The organism is Brachybacterium sp. B718/18 (assembly GCF_055454375.1).
Genome location: NZ_JBVDDO010000009.1, coordinates 40,780 through 63,166, shown reverse-complemented (window position 1 = coordinate 63,166; position 22,387 = coordinate 40,780). Strand labels below are relative to the sequence as shown.

Here is a 22,387-nt window from a genome sequence, read left to right as displayed (position 1 = left end):
GGGGCGGGGACCGGCTCCTCCGGGGTCAGGAGGCGCTGGCCTCCGCCGGATCGGACTCCTCCGAGCCCGAGGCGTCCGGCAGCGAGACCTCGTCGGCGCGGGCCTGCGTCATCTGCTCGACATCGACGGTCTCGGAGATCGCCGCGAGGCGACCCTCGCCGTCCCGCCGCGAGAAGGTGAGCTCGCCCAGCAGACCCTCGCCCTCGGCGTCCACGACGATCGTGTCGCCCACGTGGACCTGCCCGAAGAGGATCTTCTCGGAGAGCGTGTCCTCGATGTCGCGCTGGATCGTGCGCCGCAGCGGACGGGCACCGAGGACGGGGTCGTACCCCTTCTCCGCGAGGAGCTTCTTGGCGCCGTCGGTCAGCTCGATCGCCATGTCCTTCTCCGCGAGACGCGTCTCGAGCTTCCCGATCATCAGGTCGACGATCTGGACGATCTCGGGCTGCGACAGCTGCGGGAAGACCACCACGTCGTCGACGCGGTTGAGGAACTCGGGCTTGAAGTGCTGCTTGAGCTCCTCATGAACCTTCGACTTCATCCGCTCGTAGTCGGTGGAGAGGTCGCCGCCGGCGGTGAAGCCCATCGACACGCCCTTGGCGATGTCCCGGGTGCCGAGGTTGGTGGTCATGATGATCACGGTGTTCTTGAAGTCGACCGTGCGACCCTGCGAGTCGGTGAGGCGGCCGTCCTCGAGAATCTGCAGCAGCGAGTTGAAGATGTCCACATGGGCCTTCTCCACCTCGTCGAAGAGCACCACGGAGAACGGCTTGCGGCGCACCTTCTCGGTGAGCTGGCCGCCTTCGTCGTACCCGACGTAGCCGGGGGGCGAGCCGAACAGGCGCGAGGCGGTGTGCTTCTCACCGAACTCGGACATGTCAAGCTGGATGAGGGACTCCTCGTCCCCGAAGAGGAACTCGGCGAGCGCCTTGGCGAGCTCTGTCTTGCCGACGCCCGTGGGCCCCGCGAAGATGAACGAGCCGCCGGGGCGCTTGGGGTCCTTGAGCCCGGCACGGGTGCGGCGGATCGCCTGCGAGAGCGCCTTGATGGCCTCGTCCTGGCCGATGACCCGCTTGTGCAGCTCGTCCTCCATGTGGAGCAGTCGCGAGGACTCCTCCTCGGTAAGCTTCACGATCGGGATGCCGGTCGCGGCGGCGAGCACCTCGGCGATGGTCTCCTCGGAGACGGTCGTGACCGCATCGGACTCGCCGTGCCGCCAGGCCTTCTCCTTCTCGTCCCGCTCGGTCTTGAGCTTCTGCTCCTCGTCGCGGAGGCTCGCGGCGAGCTCGAAGTCCTGCCCGTCGATCGCCTCCTCCTTCTTCTTCCGCGTCTCCTCGATGCGAGTGTCGAAGGCCTTCAGCTCCGGCGGGGCGGTGAGGCGACGGATCCGCAGGCGGGCGCCGGCCTCGTCGATCAGGTCGATCGCCTTGTCCGGCAGGAAGCGGTCGTTGACGTAGCGGTCGGCGAGGTTCGCGGCGGCGACGAGGGCGCTGTCGGTGATGGTCACCTTGTGGTGCGCCTCGTAGCGGTCGCGCAGGCCCTTGAGGATCTCGACGGTGTGGGACACCGAGGGCTCGCCCACCTGGATCGGCTGGAAGCGGCGCTCGAGGGCGGCATCCTTCTCGATGTGCTTGCGGTACTCCTCGAGGGTGGTCGCCCCGATGGTCTGCAGCTCGCCACGGGCGAGCATCGGCTTGAGGATGCTGGCGGCGTCGATGGCGCCCTCGGCGGCACCGGCTCCGACGAGGGTGTGGATCTCGTCGATGAACAGGATGATGTCGCCGCGGGTGCGGATCTCCTTGAGCACCTTCTTCAGGCGCTCCTCGAAGTCGCCGCGGTACCGGGAACCGGCGACCAGGGAGCCGAGGTCGAGGGTGTAGAGCTGCTTGTCCTTGAGGGTCTCGGGGACGTCGCCGGCCACGATCGACTGGGCCAGGCCCTCGACCACGGCGCTCTTGCCCACGCCGGGCTCGCCGATCAGCACCGGGTTGTTCTTGGTGCGACGGCTGAGCACCTGCATGACGCGCTCCGCCTCGGCCTCGCGGCCGATGACCGGGTCGAGCTTGCCCTCGCGGGCGGCCTGGGTGAGGTTGCGACCGAACTGGTCGAGCACGAGGGAGCCCGCGGGCTGGCCCTCGGCGGGGCCGCCGGCGGTGGCCGGCTCCTTGCCCTGGTAGCCCGAGAGGCGCTCGATGACCTCCTGGCGCACGGCCGACGGCTCGGCCTTGAGGCGCGAGAGCACCTTGACCGCGGTGCCCTCGCCCTCGCGCAGCAGGCCGAGCAGGATGTGCTCGGTGCCGATGTAGTTGTGGCCCAGCTGCAGCGCCTCGCGCAGGCTCAGCTCGAGCACCTTCTTGGCGCGCGGGGTGAACGGGATGTGGCCCGAGGGGGTCTGGTTGCCCTCGCCGATGATGTCCCGGACCTGCTCGCGCACGGCGTCGAGCGTGACCCCGAGGGCCTCGAGCGCCTTCGCGCCCACACCCTCGTTCTCGTGGATCAGGCCCAGCAGGATGTGCTCGGTGCCGATGTAGTTGTGGTTCAGCAGCCGTGCCTCGTCCTGAGCCAGGACGACGACGCGGCGGGCGCGATCGGTGAAGCGTTCGAACATGGTCCTCCCCCGTCCGGTGGTGGTGATGGGTCGAGAGTACGCGCGATCCCCGGGGATTCCCCGTCTGTTCGCCGCGGGCGTGACGGCCGGCGACACGGGCGCGCATCGGCCGTTCTCCCTCCCCGGGAGGAGCCCCGGCCGTACGATGCCGGAGACCGCCCCCGCGGTCATCGCAGCACCCCTTCCCCTCCCCCCACCGCTAGGAGCACACCATGGGCGCCATCGTCGGCGGCATCATCCTGTTCGTCCTCGGAGCCATCGCGCGCTTCGCCCTCGAGTTCGACCTCCCCGGTCTCGACTCCGGCACGCTCGGCACCATCCTCATGGTCGCCGGCGCGATCCTCTTCGTCGTGGGCCTCCTGCTCGCGCTGAAGTCGCGCCGCACCGTGGTGAGCACGCAGTCCTCACCGAACGGTTCGGTCTCCGAGCGTCGGGATCCCCCCGTCGTCTGAGCGGGAACGCTCGGCCCGAGCACTCCCTCGAGACCAGCCACGACGGCCCGTGTCCCCCGGACACGGGCCGTCTGCTCGACTAGGCTCGTCCGACAGTGCCCGGCAGCGCAGCGTGCGCCTCGAGCACGCCCAGCAGCACTCCAGGGAGGACGGCGCGGATGGCCACGACGCATGCGGTGACCGATCGGGCGATCGACGCCATCAAGCAGATGATCCTCGTCGGCGAGCTCGGCCCCGGGCATCGGCTCCCGCCCGAGAAGGAGCTCGCGGAGCGCGTGGGGGTCAGCCGGAACTCCCTGCGCGAGGCAGTCAAGGCGCTCTCCGTGATCCGGGTGCTGGACGTCCGGCAGGGCGACGGCACCTATGTCACCTCGCTCGCCCCCGAGCTGCTGGTCGAGTCCCTCGCCTTCATGCTCGATCTCCACCAGGGCTCGGCCGAGGGGCAGATCCTCGAGGTGCGCCGGCTGCTGGAGCCGGTCGCGGTGGAGCAGGCCTGCGCGCACCTCGGCGAGGAGGACTTCACCGTCCTCGAGCAGCTGATGGTCGACATCTCCGAGCACTCCTCGGTCGAGGAGCTGGTCGCGGCAGATCTCGCGTTCCACCAGCGGATCACCTCGCGCTGCCCCAACGTCTATCTCTCGTCGATGCTCGAGGGACTCGCCTCGGCGACCGCCCGCGCGCGGGTCTGGCGCGGGCTCACCGAGGACTCGGCGGTCGAGAGCACCCTCGCCGAGCACCGTCGCATCCTCGATGCGCTGCGGGCGGGACGGGCGGATCTGGCCCGAGTCCACACGGCGGCGCACATCGCCGCCGTGGAGTCCTGGATCCAGCGGAGCGCCGACGTCGGCTGACCGCGGGGCGCGAGCATCGTCCATCGTGGAGTTTCCGGCGCCCCCTGCCTAGCGTGAGGTCGTCTGCCCCTCGACGCGTCGATAGACGCCCCCCGCCGTCCGCTGCCGCAGCTGGGAGCGGGTCGGCTCCTCGAGCGCGTCCACCGCGTCGAGCAGCTCCTGCATGCCGGAGCGCAGGTCGAGAGGCACGGGGGCGATCGGCCAGTCCGAGCCGAGCATCAGCCGGTCCGCCCCGAAGGCGTCGAGCGCGACCTCGAGCACCCGCGCCACGTCCCCCGGGCCGGGGCCGAGACCGCTCGTGGACAGCCCCGAGACCTTGGCGATGATGGTGGGCACCGCCGCGGCCTCCAGCAGCTGCCTCTCCCAGTCGCGCATCGCCGCGGCGTCGCCGAAGGGCGGCTTGGCGAGATGGTCGAGGACGACCACGAGCCCGGGGACCTCGCGCGCGACTCTCGTCGCCTGGCGGAGATGGCGCGGATACGCATCGGGGACGTCAAGGGGCAGGCCGCGGGCGGCAAGCAGCTGCAGGGAGCGGCGCACCGTCGCCCGGTCGAGGAAGCCCGGGTCGGGGTCGTCGTGCACAAGGTGCCGCACGCCGACGACGCGGTGCATCGCCGCGGGGTCGTCGAGCAGCTGGGCGACCTCGTGCGGGTCGTCGAGCGGCAGCCAGGCCACGACGTCGACCCGCTCGACCCCGCCGCTGCCGCCGGGGATCGTCCCCGCCTCGATCCGCTCGGCGGCGGCCTGCATCGCGAGTGTGTCCGTGCGGGTGTCGTCGGCCTGGACCAGCACTACGCGGCGCACGCCGACGGCCGCGAGCTGCGGGGCGACGTCCTCCCAGCGCACATCGCGACGCAGACCCTCAGGCGCTCCCGCGAGCCACCCGTAGCCGCCGCCGGAGAGGTCCCACAGGTGCAGGTGGGTGTCCGTGAGACCCGCGTGATCAGGCACCGAGCTCCTCCCACAGCGCCGCGGGGATCTCCCGGTGGAACCGCTCGAGGTTCTGGCGGACCTGGGCCCCGGTCCGCATGCCGAGCACGACGGAGCCGATCGCGGGGTGGCGACGCGGGAACTGCAGGGCGACGTCCGGCAGCTCGACGCCGTGCCGGGCGGCGAGCGCGGCGAGCTCCCGGGCCCGCTCGAGCATCTCCGTCGGCGCCTGCCCGTACTCATAGTGGGAGTCCTGGGGCACCTCGGGACGGGAGAGGATCCCGGAGTTGAACACCGAGACGGCCACGACCTGCACGTCGTGCTCCAGGCAGGCGGGCAGCAGCTCGGCGGCGGCGGGCTGCTCGAGCAGCGTGTAGCGGCCGGAGAGCATGACCACGTCGAGCAGTCCGGTGCGGACGGCGCGGGTGAGGACGTCCGCGTCCTTCGAGCCGACGCCGACGTGGCTGATCAGCCCCTCCTCGCGCATCGCGGCGAGGGCGGGGAGCGCCTCCTCGATGCCCTGGTCGACGGGCCCCTCCTCGGGGTCGTGGAGGTAGAGCACGTCGACGCGGTCGAGGCCGAGGCGCTCGAGGGACTGCTCGTGGCTCGCCCGCACCCCCTTCTCGCTCATGTCCCACCGCCGCACGAGGTCGTCGGGGACGGCGAACTCGTGGGCCATGTCGTCGCCGGAGCCGGGGCCGGGGACGAGGAGCCGGCCGACCTTGGTGGAGAGCACGTACTCGTCGCGGGGCCGGTCCCGCAGGAGCGCGCCGAGGCGGCGCTCGCTCGTGCCGACGCCGTAGTGCGGGGCGGTGTCGAACATCCGCAGCCCGCCCTCCCAGGCGGCGTCGACCGCGCCGCGCGCCTCCTCGTCAGTGGTCACACGGAAGATGTTGCCGAGCTGGGCGGCGCCGAAGCCGAGCTCCGGCAGGCGGGCGGCGGGGGTCATCGCATCGCTCCTTCATCGGGGGCGTCGGGGGCGTCGAGTCGGATCTCGAGGACGGGCAGCAGCACGTCGGGGCGGCGGATCGGCAGCGTGAACGTCACGACGTCGGCGCCCAGGCCGCGGGCGGTGGTGTTCCAGGCCCGCCGCTCCGGGTCGATGGTCTCGAAGGGCACCTCGGAGCCGTCGTGCAGCAGCCGCGCGAAGCGGACCCGATCGGCGAGGCCGCGCACGTGCAGGTGCTGCATCGGCCAGGCCGTGAGGTGGACGTAGAGGCGGTCGCCGCGGCGGGTGAGCAGGGTGCCCTGCGGCGCCTCGACCCCGTCCGCTGGACCGGCGCCGTGCACGGAGTCGCCGTGCAGCGCCATCCACTCCCCGAGCGCGCCGAGCGTCGCCCGGTCGACGGGGGTGAGGGCGCCGCGGCCGTCGGGCCCGATGTTCAGCAGCAGGTTCCCGTTCTTCGCGACGGAGTCGACGAGCATCCGTACCAGCAGGTCCGGGCTCTTGTGGTCGAGGTTGTCGCGGTCGTACCCCCAGGAGCCGTTGAGGGTCTGACACGCCTCCCAGCGCACGAGCTCGCCCTGCTCGTCGCGCATCGGCGCGGCGGGCTGGTACTGCTCGGGGGTGACGAGGTCGCCGGGGAGCCCGAGCCGGTCGTTGACGAGGCAACCCGGCTGCAGCTCGCGCACCATCGCGAGCAGCGCCTCGGCGTCCCAGTCCTCAGGCCCCTTGCCGTGCGGCCCGGGATAGGTGAAGTCGAAGAAGAGATAGTCGATCTGCCCGTAGCCGGTGAGCAGCTCCCGCACCTGGGCGTGGAGGAAGGCGCGGTAGCGGTCCATGTCGCGGGTCGCGTTCAGCGCGTCGACGTCGTCACGGCCGCGCAGCGGGTGGTGCTCATCGATCGTGAAGTCGGGATGGCGCCAGTCGATGAGCGAGTGGTAGAAGCCCACGCGCAGCCCCTCGGCCCGCATCGCGTCGACGAACTCGCGCACCAGGTCGCGGCCGCAGACCGCCGGGGCGGAGAAGTCGCTGTGCGCCGTCTCGAAGAGGCTGAACCCCTCATGGTGCTTGGTGGTGAGCACGGCGTAGCGCATGCCGGCCGCGCGGGCGGTGCGGGCGAGGTCCGCCGCGTCGAAGCGGTCCGGGTCGAACACCTCCGCGTAGCGGGCGTACTCGTCGGGATCGCGCAGCTCGCGCGACATGACCCACTCGTGGCGGGCCGGGATCGCGTACAGCCCGAAGTGGATGAACAGCCCGAAGCGCGCCTCGTCGAACCAGGCGACGGAGGACTCAGACGGCGAGGACATGGTGGGGATCCTTCCAGACGGCGCCGTCCGGGAACAGGTGCGGCGCGAGGGAGTCGGGGAGCATGCGAGCGCTCGCCCCGGGCAGGGACGGGGCACGGTAGCTGCCGTCGACGATCATCACGGGGTCCTCGAAGTGCTCGTGGAGGTGGTGCACGTACTCGATGAAGCGGTCCTCCCGCTCCCCCGCGATGACCGCGGCGTCGAGGAAGGCGTAGTGCTGGACCAGCTCGCAGAGGCCGACCCCGCCCGCATGCGGGCAGACCGGCACGTCGAACTTCGCGGCGAGCAGCAGGATGGCCAGGTTCTCGTTGACGCCGCCGACGCGGGCGGCGTCCAGCTGGAGCACGTCGACGGCGCCGGCCTGCAGCAGCTGCTTCGCGACGATGCGGCTCTGCATCTGCTCGCCGGTCGCGACGGGCAGCGGGGCGACGGCGCGGCGGATCGCGGCGTGGGCGAGGACGTCGTCGGGGCTCGTCGGCTCCTCGATCCAGGCGGGGCGATAGGGCGCGAGCCGCTCGAGCCACGCGATCGCGTCGGCGACGTCCCAGCGCTGGTTCGCGTCGGTCGCGACGGGGAAGTCCTCCCCGAGCGTCTCGCGGGTCAGGCGCAGGCGGCGCACGTCGTCCTCGACGTCGGCGCCGACCTTGAGCTTGACCATCCGGAAGCCCTCGTCGCGTGCCTCGCGCAGGAGGCGCACGAGCTTCTCGTCGCTGTAGCCGAGCCAGCCGGGGGTCGTGGTGTACGCGGGGACGCCGTGAGCCTCGAGGGCGGTGATCCGCTCCGCCTTGCCCACCGCGCCGCGGCGGAGGATTTCGAGCGCCTCCTCGCGCGTGAGGGCGTCGGTGAGATAGCGGAAGTCGACGAGGTCCACGAGCTCCTCGGGGGTCATGGTCGCGAGCAGCTTCCACAGCGGCAGGCCCGCGCGGCGCGCCCTCAGGTCCCAGGCGGCGTTGACCACGGCCCCGATCGCCATGTGCATGACACCCTTCTCCGGGCCGAGCCAGCGCAGCTGCGAGTCGCCGACCAGCTCGCGGGAGAAGCCGCCGAGATCCGCGAGCAGCGTCTCGACGTCGCGCCCGACGACATGCCCGCGGAGAGCGTCGATCGCGGCGCACTGCACGTCGTTGCCGCGGCCGATCGTGAACACGAAGCCGTAGCCGGCGTCGCCGTCGCTCGTGAGCAGCTCGACGTAGGCGGCCGAGTAGTCGGGGTCGGGGTTCATCGCGTCGGAACCGTCGAGGTCCCGGGAGGTCGGGAAGCGGACGTCGCTCACGCGGAGGTCGATCAGGGTGCTGGGGGTGGTCATCGCGTCTCCAGGGCCAGATGGTCACGGCGTGCAGAAGACCGCCAGTGATCGGATGTCTTGAAGTGTAGGGGCCGCCGAAACATCGGACAACTCTGGCTCGGTTTCGCCGGCGAGTTCCCCGCGGAAGGGTGCCATCTCTGAATTGACCGGCGAATTCGGGCTTTCCGCCCGAAGAGTCGGCATGGTCATCCCACACTCCGGGCACCAACGTTGGCAAGACCTCGGACCTGTGCCATGATGTCGCCGACCCTCGACGAGGAGGGTCTGGAGAGAGATGGGACAACGATGGCCGTCGAGACCGCAGTCGCACCGCCGGACGCCCCCACGGCGTCCCCCCGCCGCATCCGGGAACCCCGTTCGGACAAGATCCTGCACGCGATCATGCTGACGCTGCTGTGCCTGTTCACGCTGACCATCGTTTATCCGTTCGTCTACATCGTCAGCGCGTCGTTCTCCGATCCGACGGCGGTGATCTCCGGGGAGATGTGGCTCTGGCCGGTCGGGTTCAGCCTCGACGCCTACCAGGCGGTCCTCGACTACCCCGCGATCACCCGCGGCTTCTTCAACTCCCTGCTCTACTCCGGCTCCGCGATGCTCGTGGGCACCGCCGTGACCCTGATGGGCGGCTACGCCCTCTCCCGCAAGGACCTCGTCGGCAACGGACCGATCACGATGATCTTCGTGCTGACCATGATGTTCTCCGGCGGCATGATCCCCACCTATCTCGTGGTCAAGGACCTCGGGATGCTCAACACCATCTGGGCGATGATCCTGCCCGGCGCCGTCAGCGTCTGGCAGCTCATCGTGACCCGCACCTTCTTCCAGGTCACCATCCCCCACGAGCTGCTCGAGTGCTCCCGCCTCGACGGCGCGAACGACCTGCGCTTCTTCGCCCAGATCGTGCTGCCCCTGTCCAAGCCGATCATCGCCGTGAACCTGCTGCTGTACGGCGTCGCCACATGGAACGCCTATTTCAACGGCCTCATCTACCTCACCGACGAGTCCCTCTACCCCCTCCAGCTGGTCATGCGGAACATCCTGTTGGAGAACACCTTCGACCCCTCGAAGATGTCCAACGCCGACCCGACCAGGATCGCCGCGATGCAGCAGCTCGCGGACAAGCTCAAGTACGCGCTGATCATCATCGCGTCCGTCCCCCCGCTCCTCGCCTACCCGTTCGTGCAGAAGCACTTCGTCAAGGGCATGATGATCGGCTCCCTGAAGGGTTGAGACAGAGATGACCACCGACCAGTCCCAGGCATCGTTCGTCGACCAGCTCCGCGTCGACGACACCCCGAGGCGCCGCGGCGGCAAGGACGCCCCGCCCGTCCTCCCCCAGCGCAAGCGGCCGCGCTCTCAGCGGATCCTCCGCTCCTGGCAGCTGTACCTGCTGCTCCTGCCCGCCGTCCTCTGGGTCGCGATCTTCGCCTACTGGCCCATGTACGGCATCCAGATCGCCTTCCGCGACTTCACCCCCGTCGGCGGTATCACCGGTTCCGACTGGGTCGGCATGAAGCACTTCGAGCGCTTCGTCGAGAGCTACAACTTCTGGCCCCTCATCCGCAACACGCTCGTCCTCGCCTTCTACGAGCTCATCGCCGGATTCCCCGTGCCGATCATCCTCGCGCTCGCCCTGAACGGCATCCGCCAGAAGTACTTCTCGCGCGTCGTCCAGCTCATCACCTACGCCCCCAACTTCATCTCCGTCGTCGTGGTCGTCGGCATCCTCGTGATGCTCCTGGACCCGCAGACCGGCATCGTGCCTCACGCGCTCTCCCTGCTGGGCATCGACCCGCCCGCCTTCCTCACCGACCCGCAATGGTTCCGCCACACCTATGTCTGGTCGGGGATCTGGCAGACCGCGGGTTTCAGCGCCATCATCTACCTCGCCGCCCTCTCGTCCGTCCCCCCGGAGTTGCACGAGGCCGCCAAGGTCGACGGCGCCAGCCACCTGCGCCGCATGTGGCACATCGACCTCCCCGCCATCATGCCCATCGCCATGGTGCTTCTCATCCTCTCCGTCGGCTCGATCATGTCCGTCGGCTTCGAGAAGGTTCTGCTCATGCAGAACCCGTTGAACCTCACCACCTCCCAGGTCATCGACACCTACGTCTACGAGGTCGGCCTCAAGAGCCCCATCCCCCAATACAGCTACGCCACCGCCATCGGCCTCTTCCGCAGCGTCGTCGGCCTCCTCCTCCTCATCGCCGTCAACGCCTTCTCCCGCCGCGTCGCCAAGGCCGGCCTGTTCTGATCCTCCCCGCCGGAGGCCCCGGCCGACCCTCACCAGCACACCGGACATCGTCGTCAGGAGCTCCGCCATGACCGCACCCACCGATCCGACCCCCTCGCTGCCCAGCAGCGGGACCGTCCCCGATCAGGCGCCGGGCACGACCCGGCGCGGCTTCCTCGCCCGCGCCGGTCTCGGCGGCGCCGCCCTCGTGGCCGGCTCCGGCGCCCTCGCGGCCTGCTCCGACTCCGGCGGGAGCGGCGGCGACGGGGGCGGCGGAGCCGACTACGAGCAGGGCAGCGCCCCGCTGCAGGTCGAGCTCGGTCCCGAGATCGAGGGAGTGCTCTACCCCGAGGGGTATCAGGGGCCGCGGGCCCGGCAGCTCGAGCCCTTCGGGAACGGCGAGACCACCTTCACGATCCTCGGCCGCACCATCCCCGACCTCGACTACTCCACCAACTACTACGCCGGGCTCGTCGAGGAGAAGACCGGCGTGAAGGTCGAGTACCTCGAGGTGCCGCTCGGCGAGGACGGCCAGACGAAGGTCAACGCGATCCTCTCCGCGGGCGATCTGCCCGACGCGATGATGACCGGCATGGGCCTGTTCAGCACCTCGCAGGTCGCGGTGTACGGCCAGCAGGGCCTCTTCCAGCCCGTCGACCGGCTCATCGACGAGCACGCCCCGCACATCCGGAACATGTTCGACACCTTCCCCGACATGCGCTCGCTGTTCACCTCCCCCGACGGTCGGATGTACGCCGTCCCATCGATGAACGACTGCTACCACTGCAAGATCGGCTCCGTCCGCACCTGGTACAACACCGACTGGCTGACGGAGGTCGGGGCCGAGGTGCCGCAGACCCTCGACGATCTCGACGCCCTGCTCGCCGAGTGGAAGGGACTCCCCTCCCGGGCGGCTGGCTCCCAGCTCGTCACGACGACCTCGGACACGGTCACGAACCTGCTCACCTTCTTCCTCGGCTCCTTCCTCGAGATATCCGCGGACAGCCGCCTGCTGCGCGACGGGAAGGTCACCTGGCTGCCGACCCTCGACGAGTACCGCGAGGGGATGATCTGGATCCAGGAGCAGTTCGCGAAGGGCCACTTCGACACGGCGATGTTCTCGGCCACCGAGGACCAGATCAAGCGCCTCGCCGACTCCCCCGAGGGGCCCCAGCTCGGCATCACCTACGGCAATTCGCAGGGCTCCTTCAGCTCCGCCGCCGACCCCTCGGACCCCCGCAACCCCGCCTCGATCATGGTGCCGCTGCCGCCGCTGGAGGGCCCGAACGGGGTGCGCACCACCGACTGGGAGTGGTACTCGATCGGCAGCCCCAACTTCGTCATCACCAGCTCCTGCCAGGACCCGGTCACGATGATCCGCTGGGCCGACTACCAGTTCGAACTCACCCTCACCACCGCCATGGGTCGCGGCGAGGAGGGCCCCGGCTGGGTGTGGGCCGGCGAGGGCACTGTGGGCATCGACGGCGAGCAGGCCGTCTACGAGGTGGTCCCGGGCAGCACCGAGCTGAAGAACACGGGCTGGTGGGAGTGGGGCCCGTACTACAAGTCGATGGGCCAGCGCCACGGCGAGGCGGTCCAGGAGGGCACCACCTCGATCGAGCCGTCGCTCTACGAGTCGGCGGCGGCGTACGAGCCCTACCGGATCCCCAAGGAGTCCAAGATCCCCGAGCTCGCCTTCGACCTCGACCAGTCCGCCGAGATCGGGGAGATCGAGGCGAACCTCAACCAGCACCTCACCCAGAGCTTCGCGAACTTCGGCACCGGGAAGGCCGACGCCTCGAAGGACGCCGACTGGAGCGCCTTCGTGGAGACCTTCTCGTCCATGGGGCTCGAGAGGTATCTCGAGATCACGCAGTCGGCGTACGACGCCCAGGGCTGAGACCGCCCCGCGCCCGACCGTGCTCCCCTTCCACGCCTTCACCCCCTCGGTGACCACCATGACCACGTCCACCCCCGCCGCCCTCCTCGACCGCCGGCGCCTGCTGATCGGCCTCGGCGCGCTGCCCGGCCTCGCCGCCCTCGCCTCCTGCTCGGGCGGCGGATCCAGCGGATCCGGCGGCGACGTCCCGCAGGCGGAGTACGTGCAGGGCTCTTCCTCGCTCAAGGTCGAGCTCGGCCCGGAGATCGACGGCGTCCCGTACCCGGAGGGCTATGTCGGCCCGAAGGCACGGGAGTCCGAGCCCTTCGGCGACGGCGCCGAGTTCACGATCCTCACCCGGAGCGAGACCAACCTCGACCTCGCGAAGAACACCCACTCCCTCTATCTGGAGGAGAAGACGGGCGTGAAGATCACCTACGAGACCGTGCCCCAGGGCGAGGAGGGCGCCCCGAAGGTCAACGCGGTCATCTCGAGCGGCGATCTCCCGGATGCGCTCATGCTCGGCCCGGAGTGGATGGGCGGCTTCACGAAGGCGCAGCTGTACGTCTACGGCCAGCAGGGTCTCTTCCAGCCGCTGGACCAGCTGATCGACGAGTACGCCCCGCAGCTCCAGGAGCTCTTCGAGCAGAACCCGGACCTCCGCGCGACCTGGACCGCGCCGGACGGCGTCATGTACGCGATGCCCGCTGTGAACCAGTGCTACCACTGCGCCTCGTCGGCGGTGCGGACCTGGGTCCACCAGCCCACGCTCGACAAGGTGGGGATCAGCTCCCAACCCACGACTCTCGACGAGTTCGAGGAGATGCTCATCGCGTTCAAGGGCTCCGACCCGGCGTACCGCCCCTTCAGCGGCGAGAAGTCGACGCCCCCGTTCGGGCTGATCGGCGCGGCGTTCCTGGACATCGGCGTCAACTGGCTCCGCCGCGACGGGGACCAGATCGTGTACACGCCGGTCGACGAGAAGTTCCGCCAGGTGCTGATCACGATGCACCGCTTCGTCGCCGACGGCCTCCTCGACCCGAACGCGTTCACGCAGGACGGCGACCAGCTCAAGCGCCTCACGATGGATCCCGCCGGCTCGAAGACCGGCGTGGTCCAGATGGGCTCCCAGGGTGGGTTCGCCGACATCGACTACTCCGACCCCGCGGCGCGCTACCGCGAGTTCGTGCCGCTCGCCCCCTTCAAGGGGCCGAACGGCGATCCGATCATCCCCTGGAACGAGTCCCACGGCGATGCGACCGGCCTCGTGATCACGAACGCCTGCGAGGATCCCGCGATGCTGGTCCGCTGGGCCGACTTCCAGCTGGGCCTCCTCCCCACCCTCGAGATGCGCCTCGGAGTCCTCGAGGAGCAGTGGACCTGGGCGAGCCCGGACGACCTCGGCATCGACGGGAGGAGCGCCGTCTACACGAAGATCCCCCAGGGTGAGGACGGCCCCTCGAACCTCACCTGGCCAGAGTTCGGCCCCTACAACCTGGGGATGGACGTCCGGCACGGCGAGGCGGTGGACCCCGCGAGCTCCATCGAGCCGATGCTCTACGACGCCGGCAAGCTGTACCAGCCGTACCGCAACGACCTCTCGGCGGTGTTCGCGAGCCCCTTCTTCGACGCGAACCAGTCCGCGGAGATCGGCGAGCTGCGCACCAACATCGACAGCGCCTTCGCACAGGTGTCGACGCAGATGGTGCTCGGCGACCTCGACCCGAACGACGACGCCGACTGGGAGACCTACGTCGCCTCGATCACCAATGCGGGCCTCGAGCGCTACCTCGAGGTCCTCACCGAGGCGGACCGCGAGCGCGCCTGAGCGCGACCCGCGAGCGGAGCCCGGCTCCGAAGACAGCGCCCCCGTCCGGTCCGTCCGGGCGGGGGCGCTGCGTCGTCCCGGGCGGGCTCAGCCCGCGTCCGGCCGTTCGGTGCTCGCGGCGTAGAAGTCGCCGAGGTCCGGCACCGGCGCCCCGGTCGCATCGTGCACGAGCACCTGCTCGAGCACGGGCTCGTCCCCGTCGATCTCGATCACCAGCTCCGAGAGCGTCCGCGCCTCCCCGAGCTGGTGGATCCGGCGCACGCCGACGGTGAGGCCCTCGGCGAGAATCTCGCCGTCGGCCGTGCGGACGCGGTGCCCGCGCACGCGCTGGCCCTCCTCGAGCCGTTCGCGCAGCTCGACGTGGTCGAGACGGGTGCCCTCCGGCAGACGCACCCGCACGGCCCCGTCGGCCTGACCGAGGATCTCTCCGGTCACGGGCCGCCCGAATCGTGCCTCGAGCGCCTGCGCGAGCTCCTCGACGCGCGCGGCGTCGGCCGGATCGATGCGGCCGCGCCGATCCGGCGGGATGTTCAACAACAGGTTCGCCCCCAGGCCGATCGAGCGGTCGTGGATCGCGAGGAGGTGGGGCAGGGACTTGGGCTCCTCCCCCTCCTGCCAGAACCAGCCCTTGCGCAGCGACACGTCGCACTCGGGCGGGAGGTACCGCGGGGCGTCCCGCTCGATGGTGTCCTCGTCGTAGTTGTTGAGGTCCGCGCTGGTGGTCACGTACTCGACGGGATCCGCGGCGAGGCCGTCCTCGTTGCCGACCCAGCGGATCGTCGCGGGGCCCATGTTGAAGACCATCACCTGCGGCTGCAACTCCTCGATGAGCTCCCCGATCCGCTCCCAGTCGTACTCGCGGCCCGCGGAGCCCGCGCCGTCGAACCAGAGCTCATGGAGCTCGCCGTAGTCCGTGCAGAGCTCGCGCAGCTGGGCGAGATAGAGCTCGTCGTACGCGGCCGGGTCCTCGTACCGGGGATCGTGACGGTCCCACGGCGAGAGGTAGAGGCCGAGCTTCATGCCGTGGCGGGCGCAGGAGTCCGCGAGCTCGCGCACGAGATCTCCGCCTCCCTGCCGCCACGGGGAGGAGGCGACGGAGTAGTCGGTGGTCGCCGTCGCCCACAGGCAGAACCCGTCGTGGTGCTTGGCGGTGAGGACCACGTAGCGGGCGCCGAGCCGCGCGGCGGTGCGCACCCACTCGTCGGTGTCGAGATCGGAGGGATCGAAGATCTCCGGGGACAGCGTCCCATCGGACCATTCGAGGCCCGCGAAGGTGTTGACGCCGACGTGGAAGAACCCGCCGAGTCCGTCCCGTTGCCAGGCGAGCTGGCTGGGAGTCGGGGCGAGGAGGGGAGGATGTGCAGCAGTGGACATGGGCCCATCCCATCAGACATCGGGTGTCTGAGGTAGGGGGCGTCCGGGAATCTCCCCACCCTCCTGTGTACCCTGCCTCACATGGAAGACACCCGCCGCGCCGGCCCGACGGAGATGCCCGGCTGGGCGGTCCGCATGAACGAGGCCATCGAGCTGCTCCTCACCCTCCTGCTCACCGGGATCATGTGGCTGGCCCTCACCCTCCTGGGACTTGTCGTGCTCGGCATCGGACCGGCGACCAGCGCCGCGGCCGACGTCCAGCTCGCGCTGCGCGACGGGGAGCGACCCCGCGTGGTCTCGCGCATGTGGTCCACCTGGCGGGAGGAGCTGGTGCGCGGGAACCTCCGGATGCTGCCGCTGCTGCTGGTCCAGGCCGGTGCCGGATCGATGCTCTGGACCGTCTCGGCGGGGCTGTCCGACGGGCCGCTCGCCCTGCTCGCGACGGGCGTGCTCGCCGCGGTGAGCGGCGCCTGGGCGACCGTGAGCCTCGCGGTGATCGTCGCCGCCCCGCGGGTGCGCCGCCAGGACCTGCTCGTCACCTGGCGGCTCGCCCTGCTGCTGCCGGGCGCGATGCCGTTGCGCGCGATCGGGCTGCTCCTGCTGCTGATGGTGTGGCTCGTGGTGTGCTCCCTCGCCTGGCCGCTCGCCCTGCTGCTCGGGGCGCCGGTGGCGGTGCTGCTGGCGGTCTCGGTGCTCTCCCGCCGCATCCGCGTGCTGCTCGAGGACCTGGACAAGAGCGCGACCGCCCGTGCCGCCCAGGCCGGATCCCAGAGCGCAGCGCCGGACGCGACCCCGGGCCACGAGGGATAGGCTGGGCGGCACGCCCGCCCGAGGTCGCGCGAGGAGCACGGCTCCACCGCCCCGGGGGTGATCTGCGAGCTGGAACGGAGAGACATGGTTGACCTGGACGTGACGCGTGCCGATGCGGTGCTGATCGGAGGCGGCATCGCCAGTGCCACCCTGGCGGCGCTGCTGAGCGAGCTGCAGCCCGACTGGAGGATCGTCGTCCTCGAGAAGCTCGACGCCCTGGGCCTCGAGTCCAGCGACGGCTGGAACAACGCCGGCACCGGCCACAGCGCCCTGTGCGAGCTCAACTACACCCCGCAGGACGTGGACGGCTCGGTGAGCCCCGCGAAGGCGATCACCATCAACGAGCAGTTCCAGGTGTCCCGCCAGTTCTGGGCGCACCTGGTGGAGAACGACCGCATCGGGGACCCGGCGGCCTTCATCCACCGCGTGCCCCACATGAGCTTCGTGCACGGGCTCGACAACGTCGACTATCTGCGCCGGCGCCATGAGGCCCTCACGGCGAACCCCCTGTTCGACCGCATGGAGTTCACCACCGAGCACGCGCGTCTGGCCGAGTGGGCGCCGCTGGTCGCCGCCGATCGCCCGGTCACCGAGACCATCGCGGCGACCTGGTCGCCCGATGGCACCGACGTCGACTTCGGCACCCTGACCCGGCTGCTGCTGGACTTCGCCTCCCGCGTCGGGACCACCGTCTCCACCGGTTCCGAGGTCGTGGACCTCCGCCGCCTCGGCACCGACTGGGGGATCATGGTGCGCTCCACCGCCGACGACTCGGTGCGCGTGCTGCGGGCCCCCGTCGTGTTCGTCGGCGCGGGCGGCAACGCCCTCCCGCTGCTGCAGAGGTCGGGGATCGACGAGATCCGCGGCTTCGGCGGCTTCCCCATCTCCGGTCAGTGGCTGCGCTGCACCGACCCCGAGGTGATCGCCCGCCACGACGCGAAGGTGTACGGCAAGGCCGCCGTCGGCGCCCCGCCGATGAGCGTCCCGCACCTGGACACCCGCTACATCGGCGGGCAGCGCTCGCTCATGTTCGGCCCGTACGCCGGCTGGTCCCCGAAGTTCCTCAAGACCGGCAGCTACACCGACCTCTTCGCCTCGGTGAAGCCCTCGAACGTGACCCAGATGATGGCGGTCGCCCCGCCGAACCTGGATCTCATGGTCTACCTCGGCTCGCAGCTCGCGGCGACCCGGAAGCAGCGTTTCGGGGCGCTGCGGGAGTACATGCCCTCGGCCCGCGAGTCGGACTGGGAGCAGGTCACCGCCGGCCAGCGGGTGCAGGTCATCGCGCCCGACGCGACCAAGCACGGCGTGCTGCAGTTCGGCACCCAGCTGATCACCGCGGCCGACGGGTCGATCGGCGGCATGCTCGGCGCCTCGCCCGGCGCGTCCACCGCGACCGACATCATGCTCACGATGCTGGGCCGGATGTTCCCCGAGCGGATCGAGGCCTGGCGCCCGACGATCACGCAGATGGTTCCGAGCTGGGGGACCCGCCTCTCGGACGACCCCGCGGTCGCCCACCGCTCCCTCGAGCACACCGCCGCCTCCCTCGGCCTCGACCACCCCTGAACCGCCGCGGCCGGACCGCGGCCCGGAAGAAGGACCTCCCATGCGGATCTCCCTGATGACCACGTGCCTGGTCGACGTGATGGCACCCGATGTCGCGCGCGCCACGGTGACCGTGCTCGAACGGCTCGGCCATGAGGTGGTGTTCGACAAGCGGCAGACCTGCTGCGGCCAGATGCACACCAACACCGGCTACTACACGGAGGCCGCGCCCGTGGTGCGGCAGTTCGTGGACACCTATGAGCCGGCGCTCGAGACGGTCGACGCGATCGTCATGCCGTCCGGGTCCTGCGCCGGCTGCGTGCGGGACCAGCATGCGCTGGTCGCGCGGCACGAAGCGGACGGGGAGCTGGAGCAGCGCGCCGCCGCGGTCGCCGCGAAGACCTACGAGCTGTCCGAGCTGCTGGTCGACGTGCTCAAGGTGACCGATGTCGGCGCCTACTTCCCCCACTCGGTGACCTATCACCCCACGTGCCATTCGATGCGCGTCCTGAAGGTGGGCCCGCGTCCGCTCAAGCTGCTGCGGGCCGTCGAGGGCATCGAGGTGAAGAACCTCCCCGAGTCCGACACCTGCTGCGGCTTCGGCGGCACCTTCTCGGTGAAGAATGCCGACACCTCCGACGCGATGGTCACCGACAAGGCGAAGAACGTCGTCGCCTCCGGCGCCGAGTTCGTGGTCGCGGGCGACGCCTCGTGCCTGATGAACATCGGCGGGAAGCTCCGCCGTACCGGGGCGACTCCGCGCCCCGTGCATCTCGCGCAGATCCTCGCCTCCACCCGCGAGGAACCCTTCATCCCCTCGGAGACGATCCTCGGACGGAGCGCAGCGATCTCATGAGCACGGTCGGTCGACGAACTGCGAGGAACGAGCGGGAGGAGATGACCTCATGAGCACCGTGAACCTGGGCATCCCCACCATCCGCCCGCAGCACGCCTCCCCTTCCTCGAACCTGCGCGGGGGGCGCGGCTTCCCGGCCGCGGCCCATGACGAGCTGCGCAACGAGACCCTTCGCGGCAACCTCCGCCATGCCACGACCACGATCCAGGCCAAGCGCGCCGGGGTGGTCCGCGAGGTGCGTGACTGGCAGAAGCTCCGCAATGCCGGCTCGGCGCTGAAGTGGCAGGTCACCGATCATCTTCCGGAGCTGCTGGAGCAGCTCGAGGAGTCCGTCGTCGCAGCGGGCGGCGTGGTGCATTGGGCCCGTGACGCCGAGGAAGCGGGGGACATCGTCACCCGGCTCTGCCTCGAGCGGCAGGCCACCGAGGTGCTCAAGGTCAAGTCGATGGCCACCCAGGAGATCGGCCTGAACGAGACCCTCGAGCACGCCGGGATCCGGGCCATCGAGTCCGATCTCGCCGAGCTCATCGTGCAGCTCGCCGACGACACCCCGTCGCACATCCTGGTCCCCGCGATCCACCGCAACCGCGCAGAGATCCGCGAGATCTTCCTCGCCGCGATGCCGGACCTGGATCCGTCGATCACCGACGAGCCGAAGGAGCTGGCCGAGGCCGCCCGCCGCTTCCTCCGCGAGAAGTTCCTGGACATGCCGGGGTCGGTCGCGATCTCCGGGGCGAACTTCGCCGTCGCCGAGACCGGCACCCTGGTGGTCGTGGAGTCCGAGGGGAACGGGCGCATGTGCCTGACCCTGCCGAAGACCCTCATCTCCGTGGTCGGGATCGAGAAGATCGTGCCGACCTTCCAGGATCTCGAGGTCTTCCTGCAGCTCCTGCCCCGGTCCTCGACCGGTGAGCGGATGAACCCGTACACCACCCTGTTCACCGGGGTGCACGAGGGCGACGGCCCCGAGGAGTTCCACCTGGTGCTGCTGGACAATGGCCGGTCGGCGGTGCTCGAGGACCCCGAGGGACGCAGCGCCCTGCACTGCATCCGCTGCTCGGCCTGCCTGAACGTCTGCCCGGTATACGCGCGCGCCGGGGGCCATGCCTACGGCTCGACCTATCCCGGGCCGATCGGGGCGATCCTCTCCCCGCAGATGACCGGCACCTCGGGCACGGACGACCCGAACTCGACACTCCCTTACGCCTCGAGTCTGTGCGGCGCGTGCTACGACGTGTGCCCGGTGAAGATCAACATCCCCGAGATCCTGGTGCACCTGCGCGCCGAGGACGTCGACCGCCGTCGGGAGACCCGCGGCGAGTTCCACGGCACCTGGGACGTGGCACTGAAGGGGGCGAGCCGGCTCATGTCCTCGCCCCGCGCCTACGACGCCGCGGTCCGCTCGGCGGGGACCCTCGCCAAGGTGCTGCCCGGCGCGAACATCGGCAAGCTCCCCGGGATCCTGCCGCTCGTGCCCGGGTGGACCGACCACCGCGATCTCCCCAAGCCGGGGCAGTCCTTCCGCTCCTGGTGGGACGCGCGGGAGAAGGAGAAGGCCCGCGGTGGCAGCACCTCCGCAGCCCCCGCCGCCGAGGACGGCGCCGACGGGCCCACGGCCGACGGACAGGAGCAGGCATGAACGAGTGGTCCGACTCCCGCCCCACCCGCACCCCGGGGATGAGCGCGAAGGAGGAGATCCTCGCGCGCGTCCGCACGGCGCTGGCCGCACCGCGCCGCGATGCGGTGACCGAGGCGGAGGACGTCCCCCGCGACTACCAACGGGCCGACGACAAGCAGGAGGTCTCCACCGACCCCGGCAAGATCCGCGACGTCCTCGTCCAGCGGCTCGAGGACTACACCGCGACCGTGCACCGCACCACGCCCTCCGGTGCGGCGGCCACGATCGCCGCCGCCCTCGGGGAGGCCCGCACCGCGGTGGTCCCCGCCGACCTGCCGGCGGAGTGGACGAGAGACGTCACCGCTGAGATCACCACCGACGATGGCACCGCCAGCCCGCGGGATCTCGACCGGATCGACGCCGTGCTCACCGGCTGCCACACGGCGATCGCGCTGACCGGGACCATCGTGCTGCGTGGGGACGGGACCGGCGGACGTCGCGCGATCTCGCTCGTCCCCGACCATCACGTGATCGTCGTCGAGGCGGAGCAGGTCGTGCTCGGCGTCCCGAAGGGCATCGAGCGAATGGCCGAGGACGCCCGCGCGGCATGGACCATGATCTCCGGGCCCAGCGCCACGAGCGACATCGAGCTGGACCGCGTCGAGGGCGTGCACGGACCGCGCCGGCTCGACGTGGTCCTCATCGACCCCGAACCGGAGCCCGAGCCGGAGCCCGAGCCCGTCACCGCAGCACCCTCCCCCGTCGCCCGTCCCCGCCAGGAGCGCACCGCATGAGCGAGACCCCCGTCCCCGCCGACCGCACCCCCGTCGCCGCCCGTGACCGCGGCGACCTGCTCGAGATCGCGGCCGGTCCCTACCGCGCCGGTGTCTCGCTGGTCGGCGCGACCGTCGAGCACCTCACCGTCGACGGCCGCGACCTGCTGGTGCGCAGCCCCGAGTCGGGGCCGATGCGCTTCTACCGGGGTGCGATCGTCGCCCCGTGGCCGAACCGGATCGGCGACGGCCGCTACACCTGGGACGGGCAGGAGATCCAGACCGCCCTGACCGAGCCCGACCGCGGCAACGCCCTCCATGGGCTGGTGTCCTTCCAGGCCTTCGTCCCGGTCAGCGTCTCCGGGGACGAGGTGGTGCTGCGGACCGAGCTGTTCCCCTCCCCCGGCTACCCCTTCCATCTGCTGCTCACCGTCCGCCACGCCGTCGAGCCCGAGGCCGGGCTGGTCAGCACGGTCACCGCCCTGAACCTCGGCGGCCAGGACGCGCCCTACGGCGTGTGCCCGCACCCCTACCTCGTCGCAGGCCCCGAGCCGCTGGACACCTGGAGCCTGACGATGGGCGCCGGCACGGTGATGACCGTGACCGAGGACCGCCTGCTGCCGACGGGCACGGCGCCGGTCGGACCGGGCGACCCCTTCGACTTCCGGTCACCGCGGCCGATCGCGGATCTCTTCATCGATCACGCCTTCACCGACCTGGCTCGTGAGGACGACGGGACCTTCCGCGTGCGCCTGGACGCCCCCGGCGGCACCGGGGTGGAGATGAGCGCGGGCACCGAGTGCAGCTGGCTCCAGGTGCACACCGGTGACCGGCCCGAGCCCGAGGAGAACCGCCTCGGGGTCGCGGTCGAGCCGATGACCTGCCCGCCGGATGCCTTCCGCTCGGGCACGGACGTGGTGCGCCTCGCCCCGGGCCAGCAGCACGAGGCCTCCTGGAGCATCCGCGGCTGGTGAGGCGTCTCCCCGGGGATCCCCCGGTGAGTCCCACCCCCGTAAGCACGACGAGGGCCTGTCGCCGATCGGCGACAGGCCCTCGTGCGCTGTCCGGGAC

18 protein-coding genes are annotated in these 22,387 nt (G+C 70.6%); 12 read left to right on the top strand and 6 right to left on the bottom strand.

Annotated features, from left to right (window positions below):
- Window positions 1-25: 25 nt before the first annotated feature.
- Window positions 26-2,608 carry an ATP-dependent Clp protease ATP-binding subunit gene (locus ACZCAH_RS12975; protein ID WP_464341473.1) on the bottom strand — a complete coding sequence of 861 codons (2,583 nt, stop codon included), beginning with the start codon at window positions 2,606-2,608 and terminating at the stop codon, window positions 26-28.
- A 212-nt stretch (window positions 2,609-2,820) separates the two neighbouring features.
- Between ACZCAH_RS12975 and ACZCAH_RS12970 the strand changes: the two genes are divergently transcribed.
- Both ACZCAH_RS12970 and ACZCAH_RS12965 read left to right on the top strand, forming a co-directional pair.
- Window positions 2,821-3,060 carry a DUF6458 family protein gene (locus tag ACZCAH_RS12970; protein WP_329745014.1) on the top strand — a complete coding sequence of 80 codons (240 nt, stop codon included), beginning with the start codon at window positions 2,821-2,823 and terminating at the stop codon, window positions 3,058-3,060.
- A gap of 158 nt (window positions 3,061-3,218) precedes the next feature.
- Complete coding sequence (locus ACZCAH_RS12965) at window positions 3,219-3,911, top strand: FadR/GntR family transcriptional regulator (RefSeq protein ID WP_464341472.1); 693 nt, start codon at window positions 3,219-3,221, stop codon at window positions 3,909-3,911.
- Window positions 3,912-3,959: 48 nt separating this feature from the next.
- Here ACZCAH_RS12965 and ACZCAH_RS12960 read toward each other — a convergent pair whose 3' ends face one another.
- From ACZCAH_RS12960 to ACZCAH_RS12945, 4 genes are read right to left on the bottom strand one after another with little or no spacing between them, the layout of a single operon-like run.
- Window positions 3,960-4,862, bottom strand: coding sequence for an amidohydrolase family protein (locus ACZCAH_RS12960; RefSeq protein WP_464341471.1), 903 nt, complete (start codon window positions 4,860-4,862; stop codon window positions 3,960-3,962).
- A complete protein-coding gene (locus tag ACZCAH_RS12955; RefSeq protein WP_464341470.1) occupies window positions 4,855-5,790 on the bottom strand; it encodes an aldo/keto reductase in 936 nt (311 codons plus the stop codon). Before ACZCAH_RS12955 ends, ACZCAH_RS12960 begins: the two co-directional genes overlap by 8 nt.
- A complete protein-coding gene (locus ACZCAH_RS12950) occupies window positions 5,787-7,091 on the bottom strand; it encodes an alpha-L-fucosidase (RefSeq protein ID WP_464341469.1) in 1,305 nt (434 codons plus the stop codon). Before ACZCAH_RS12950 ends, ACZCAH_RS12955 begins: the two co-directional genes overlap by 4 nt.
- A complete protein-coding gene (locus ACZCAH_RS12945; RefSeq protein ID WP_464341468.1) occupies window positions 7,075-8,397 on the bottom strand; it encodes an enolase C-terminal domain-like protein in 1,323 nt (440 codons plus the stop codon). The genes ACZCAH_RS12950 and ACZCAH_RS12945 overlap by 17 nt, the downstream gene beginning before the upstream one ends.
- A 234-nt stretch (window positions 8,398-8,631) precedes the next feature.
- Between ACZCAH_RS12945 and ACZCAH_RS12940 the strand changes: the two genes are divergently transcribed.
- The 4 genes from ACZCAH_RS12940 (at window position 8,632) to ACZCAH_RS12925 (ending at window position 14,337) form a co-directional block, all read left to right on the top strand.
- Window positions 8,632-9,627 (top strand): carbohydrate ABC transporter permease, encoded by a 996-nt coding sequence (locus ACZCAH_RS12940; protein ID WP_464341467.1) that lies wholly within the window; start codon window positions 8,632-8,634, stop codon window positions 9,625-9,627.
- A gap of 7 nt (window positions 9,628-9,634) precedes the next feature.
- Window positions 9,635-10,651 (top strand): ABC transporter permease, encoded by a 1,017-nt coding sequence (locus ACZCAH_RS12935; RefSeq protein WP_464341466.1) that lies wholly within the window; start codon window positions 9,635-9,637, stop codon window positions 10,649-10,651.
- Window positions 10,652-10,718: 67 nt separating this feature from the next.
- Window positions 10,719-12,530 carry an extracellular solute-binding protein gene (locus ACZCAH_RS12930; RefSeq protein ID WP_464341465.1) on the top strand — a complete coding sequence of 604 codons (1,812 nt, stop codon included), beginning with the start codon at window positions 10,719-10,721 and terminating at the stop codon, window positions 12,528-12,530.
- A gap of 58 nt (window positions 12,531-12,588) precedes the next feature.
- A complete protein-coding gene (locus ACZCAH_RS12925) occupies window positions 12,589-14,337 on the top strand; it encodes an extracellular solute-binding protein (RefSeq protein ID WP_464341464.1) in 1,749 nt (582 codons plus the stop codon).
- A gap of 87 nt (window positions 14,338-14,424) precedes the next feature.
- Here ACZCAH_RS12925 and ACZCAH_RS12920 read toward each other — a convergent pair whose 3' ends face one another.
- A complete protein-coding gene (locus ACZCAH_RS12920; protein WP_464341463.1) occupies window positions 14,425-15,711 on the bottom strand; it encodes an alpha-L-fucosidase in 1,287 nt (428 codons plus the stop codon).
- A gap of 81 nt (window positions 15,712-15,792) precedes the next feature.
- Here ACZCAH_RS12920 and ACZCAH_RS12915 point away from each other — a divergent pair, with 81 nt between their 5' ends.
- The 6 genes from ACZCAH_RS12915 (at window position 15,793) to ACZCAH_RS12890 (ending at window position 22,290) form a co-directional block, all read left to right on the top strand.
- Window positions 15,793-16,521 (top strand): DUF624 domain-containing protein, encoded by a 729-nt coding sequence (locus tag ACZCAH_RS12915; protein ID WP_464341462.1) that lies wholly within the window; start codon window positions 15,793-15,795, stop codon window positions 16,519-16,521.
- 84 nt (window positions 16,522-16,605) lie between these two features.
- Window positions 16,606-18,090 carry a malate:quinone oxidoreductase gene (locus tag ACZCAH_RS12910; protein WP_464341461.1) on the top strand — a complete coding sequence of 495 codons (1,485 nt, stop codon included), beginning with the start codon at window positions 16,606-16,608 and terminating at the stop codon, window positions 18,088-18,090.
- A gap of 40 nt (window positions 18,091-18,130) precedes the next feature.
- A complete protein-coding gene (locus ACZCAH_RS12905) occupies window positions 18,131-18,925 on the top strand; it encodes a (Fe-S)-binding protein (RefSeq protein WP_464341460.1) in 795 nt (264 codons plus the stop codon).
- A 49-nt stretch (window positions 18,926-18,974) separates the two neighbouring features.
- Window positions 18,975-20,564 carry a lactate utilization protein B gene (locus ACZCAH_RS12900; RefSeq protein ID WP_464341459.1) on the top strand — a complete coding sequence of 530 codons (1,590 nt, stop codon included), beginning with the start codon at window positions 18,975-18,977 and terminating at the stop codon, window positions 20,562-20,564.
- Window positions 20,561-21,337: a LutC/YkgG family protein gene (locus ACZCAH_RS12895; RefSeq protein ID WP_464341458.1), complete on the top strand. Its 777-nt coding sequence runs from the start codon at window positions 20,561-20,563 to the stop codon at window positions 21,335-21,337. The genes ACZCAH_RS12900 and ACZCAH_RS12895 overlap by 4 nt, the downstream gene beginning before the upstream one ends.
- Window positions 21,334-22,290, top strand: a complete 957-nt coding sequence (locus ACZCAH_RS12890; RefSeq protein ID WP_464341457.1) for an aldose 1-epimerase family protein — start codon at window positions 21,334-21,336, stop codon at window positions 22,288-22,290. Before ACZCAH_RS12895 ends, ACZCAH_RS12890 begins: the two co-directional genes overlap by 4 nt.
- Window positions 22,291-22,387: the final 97 nt, after the last annotated feature.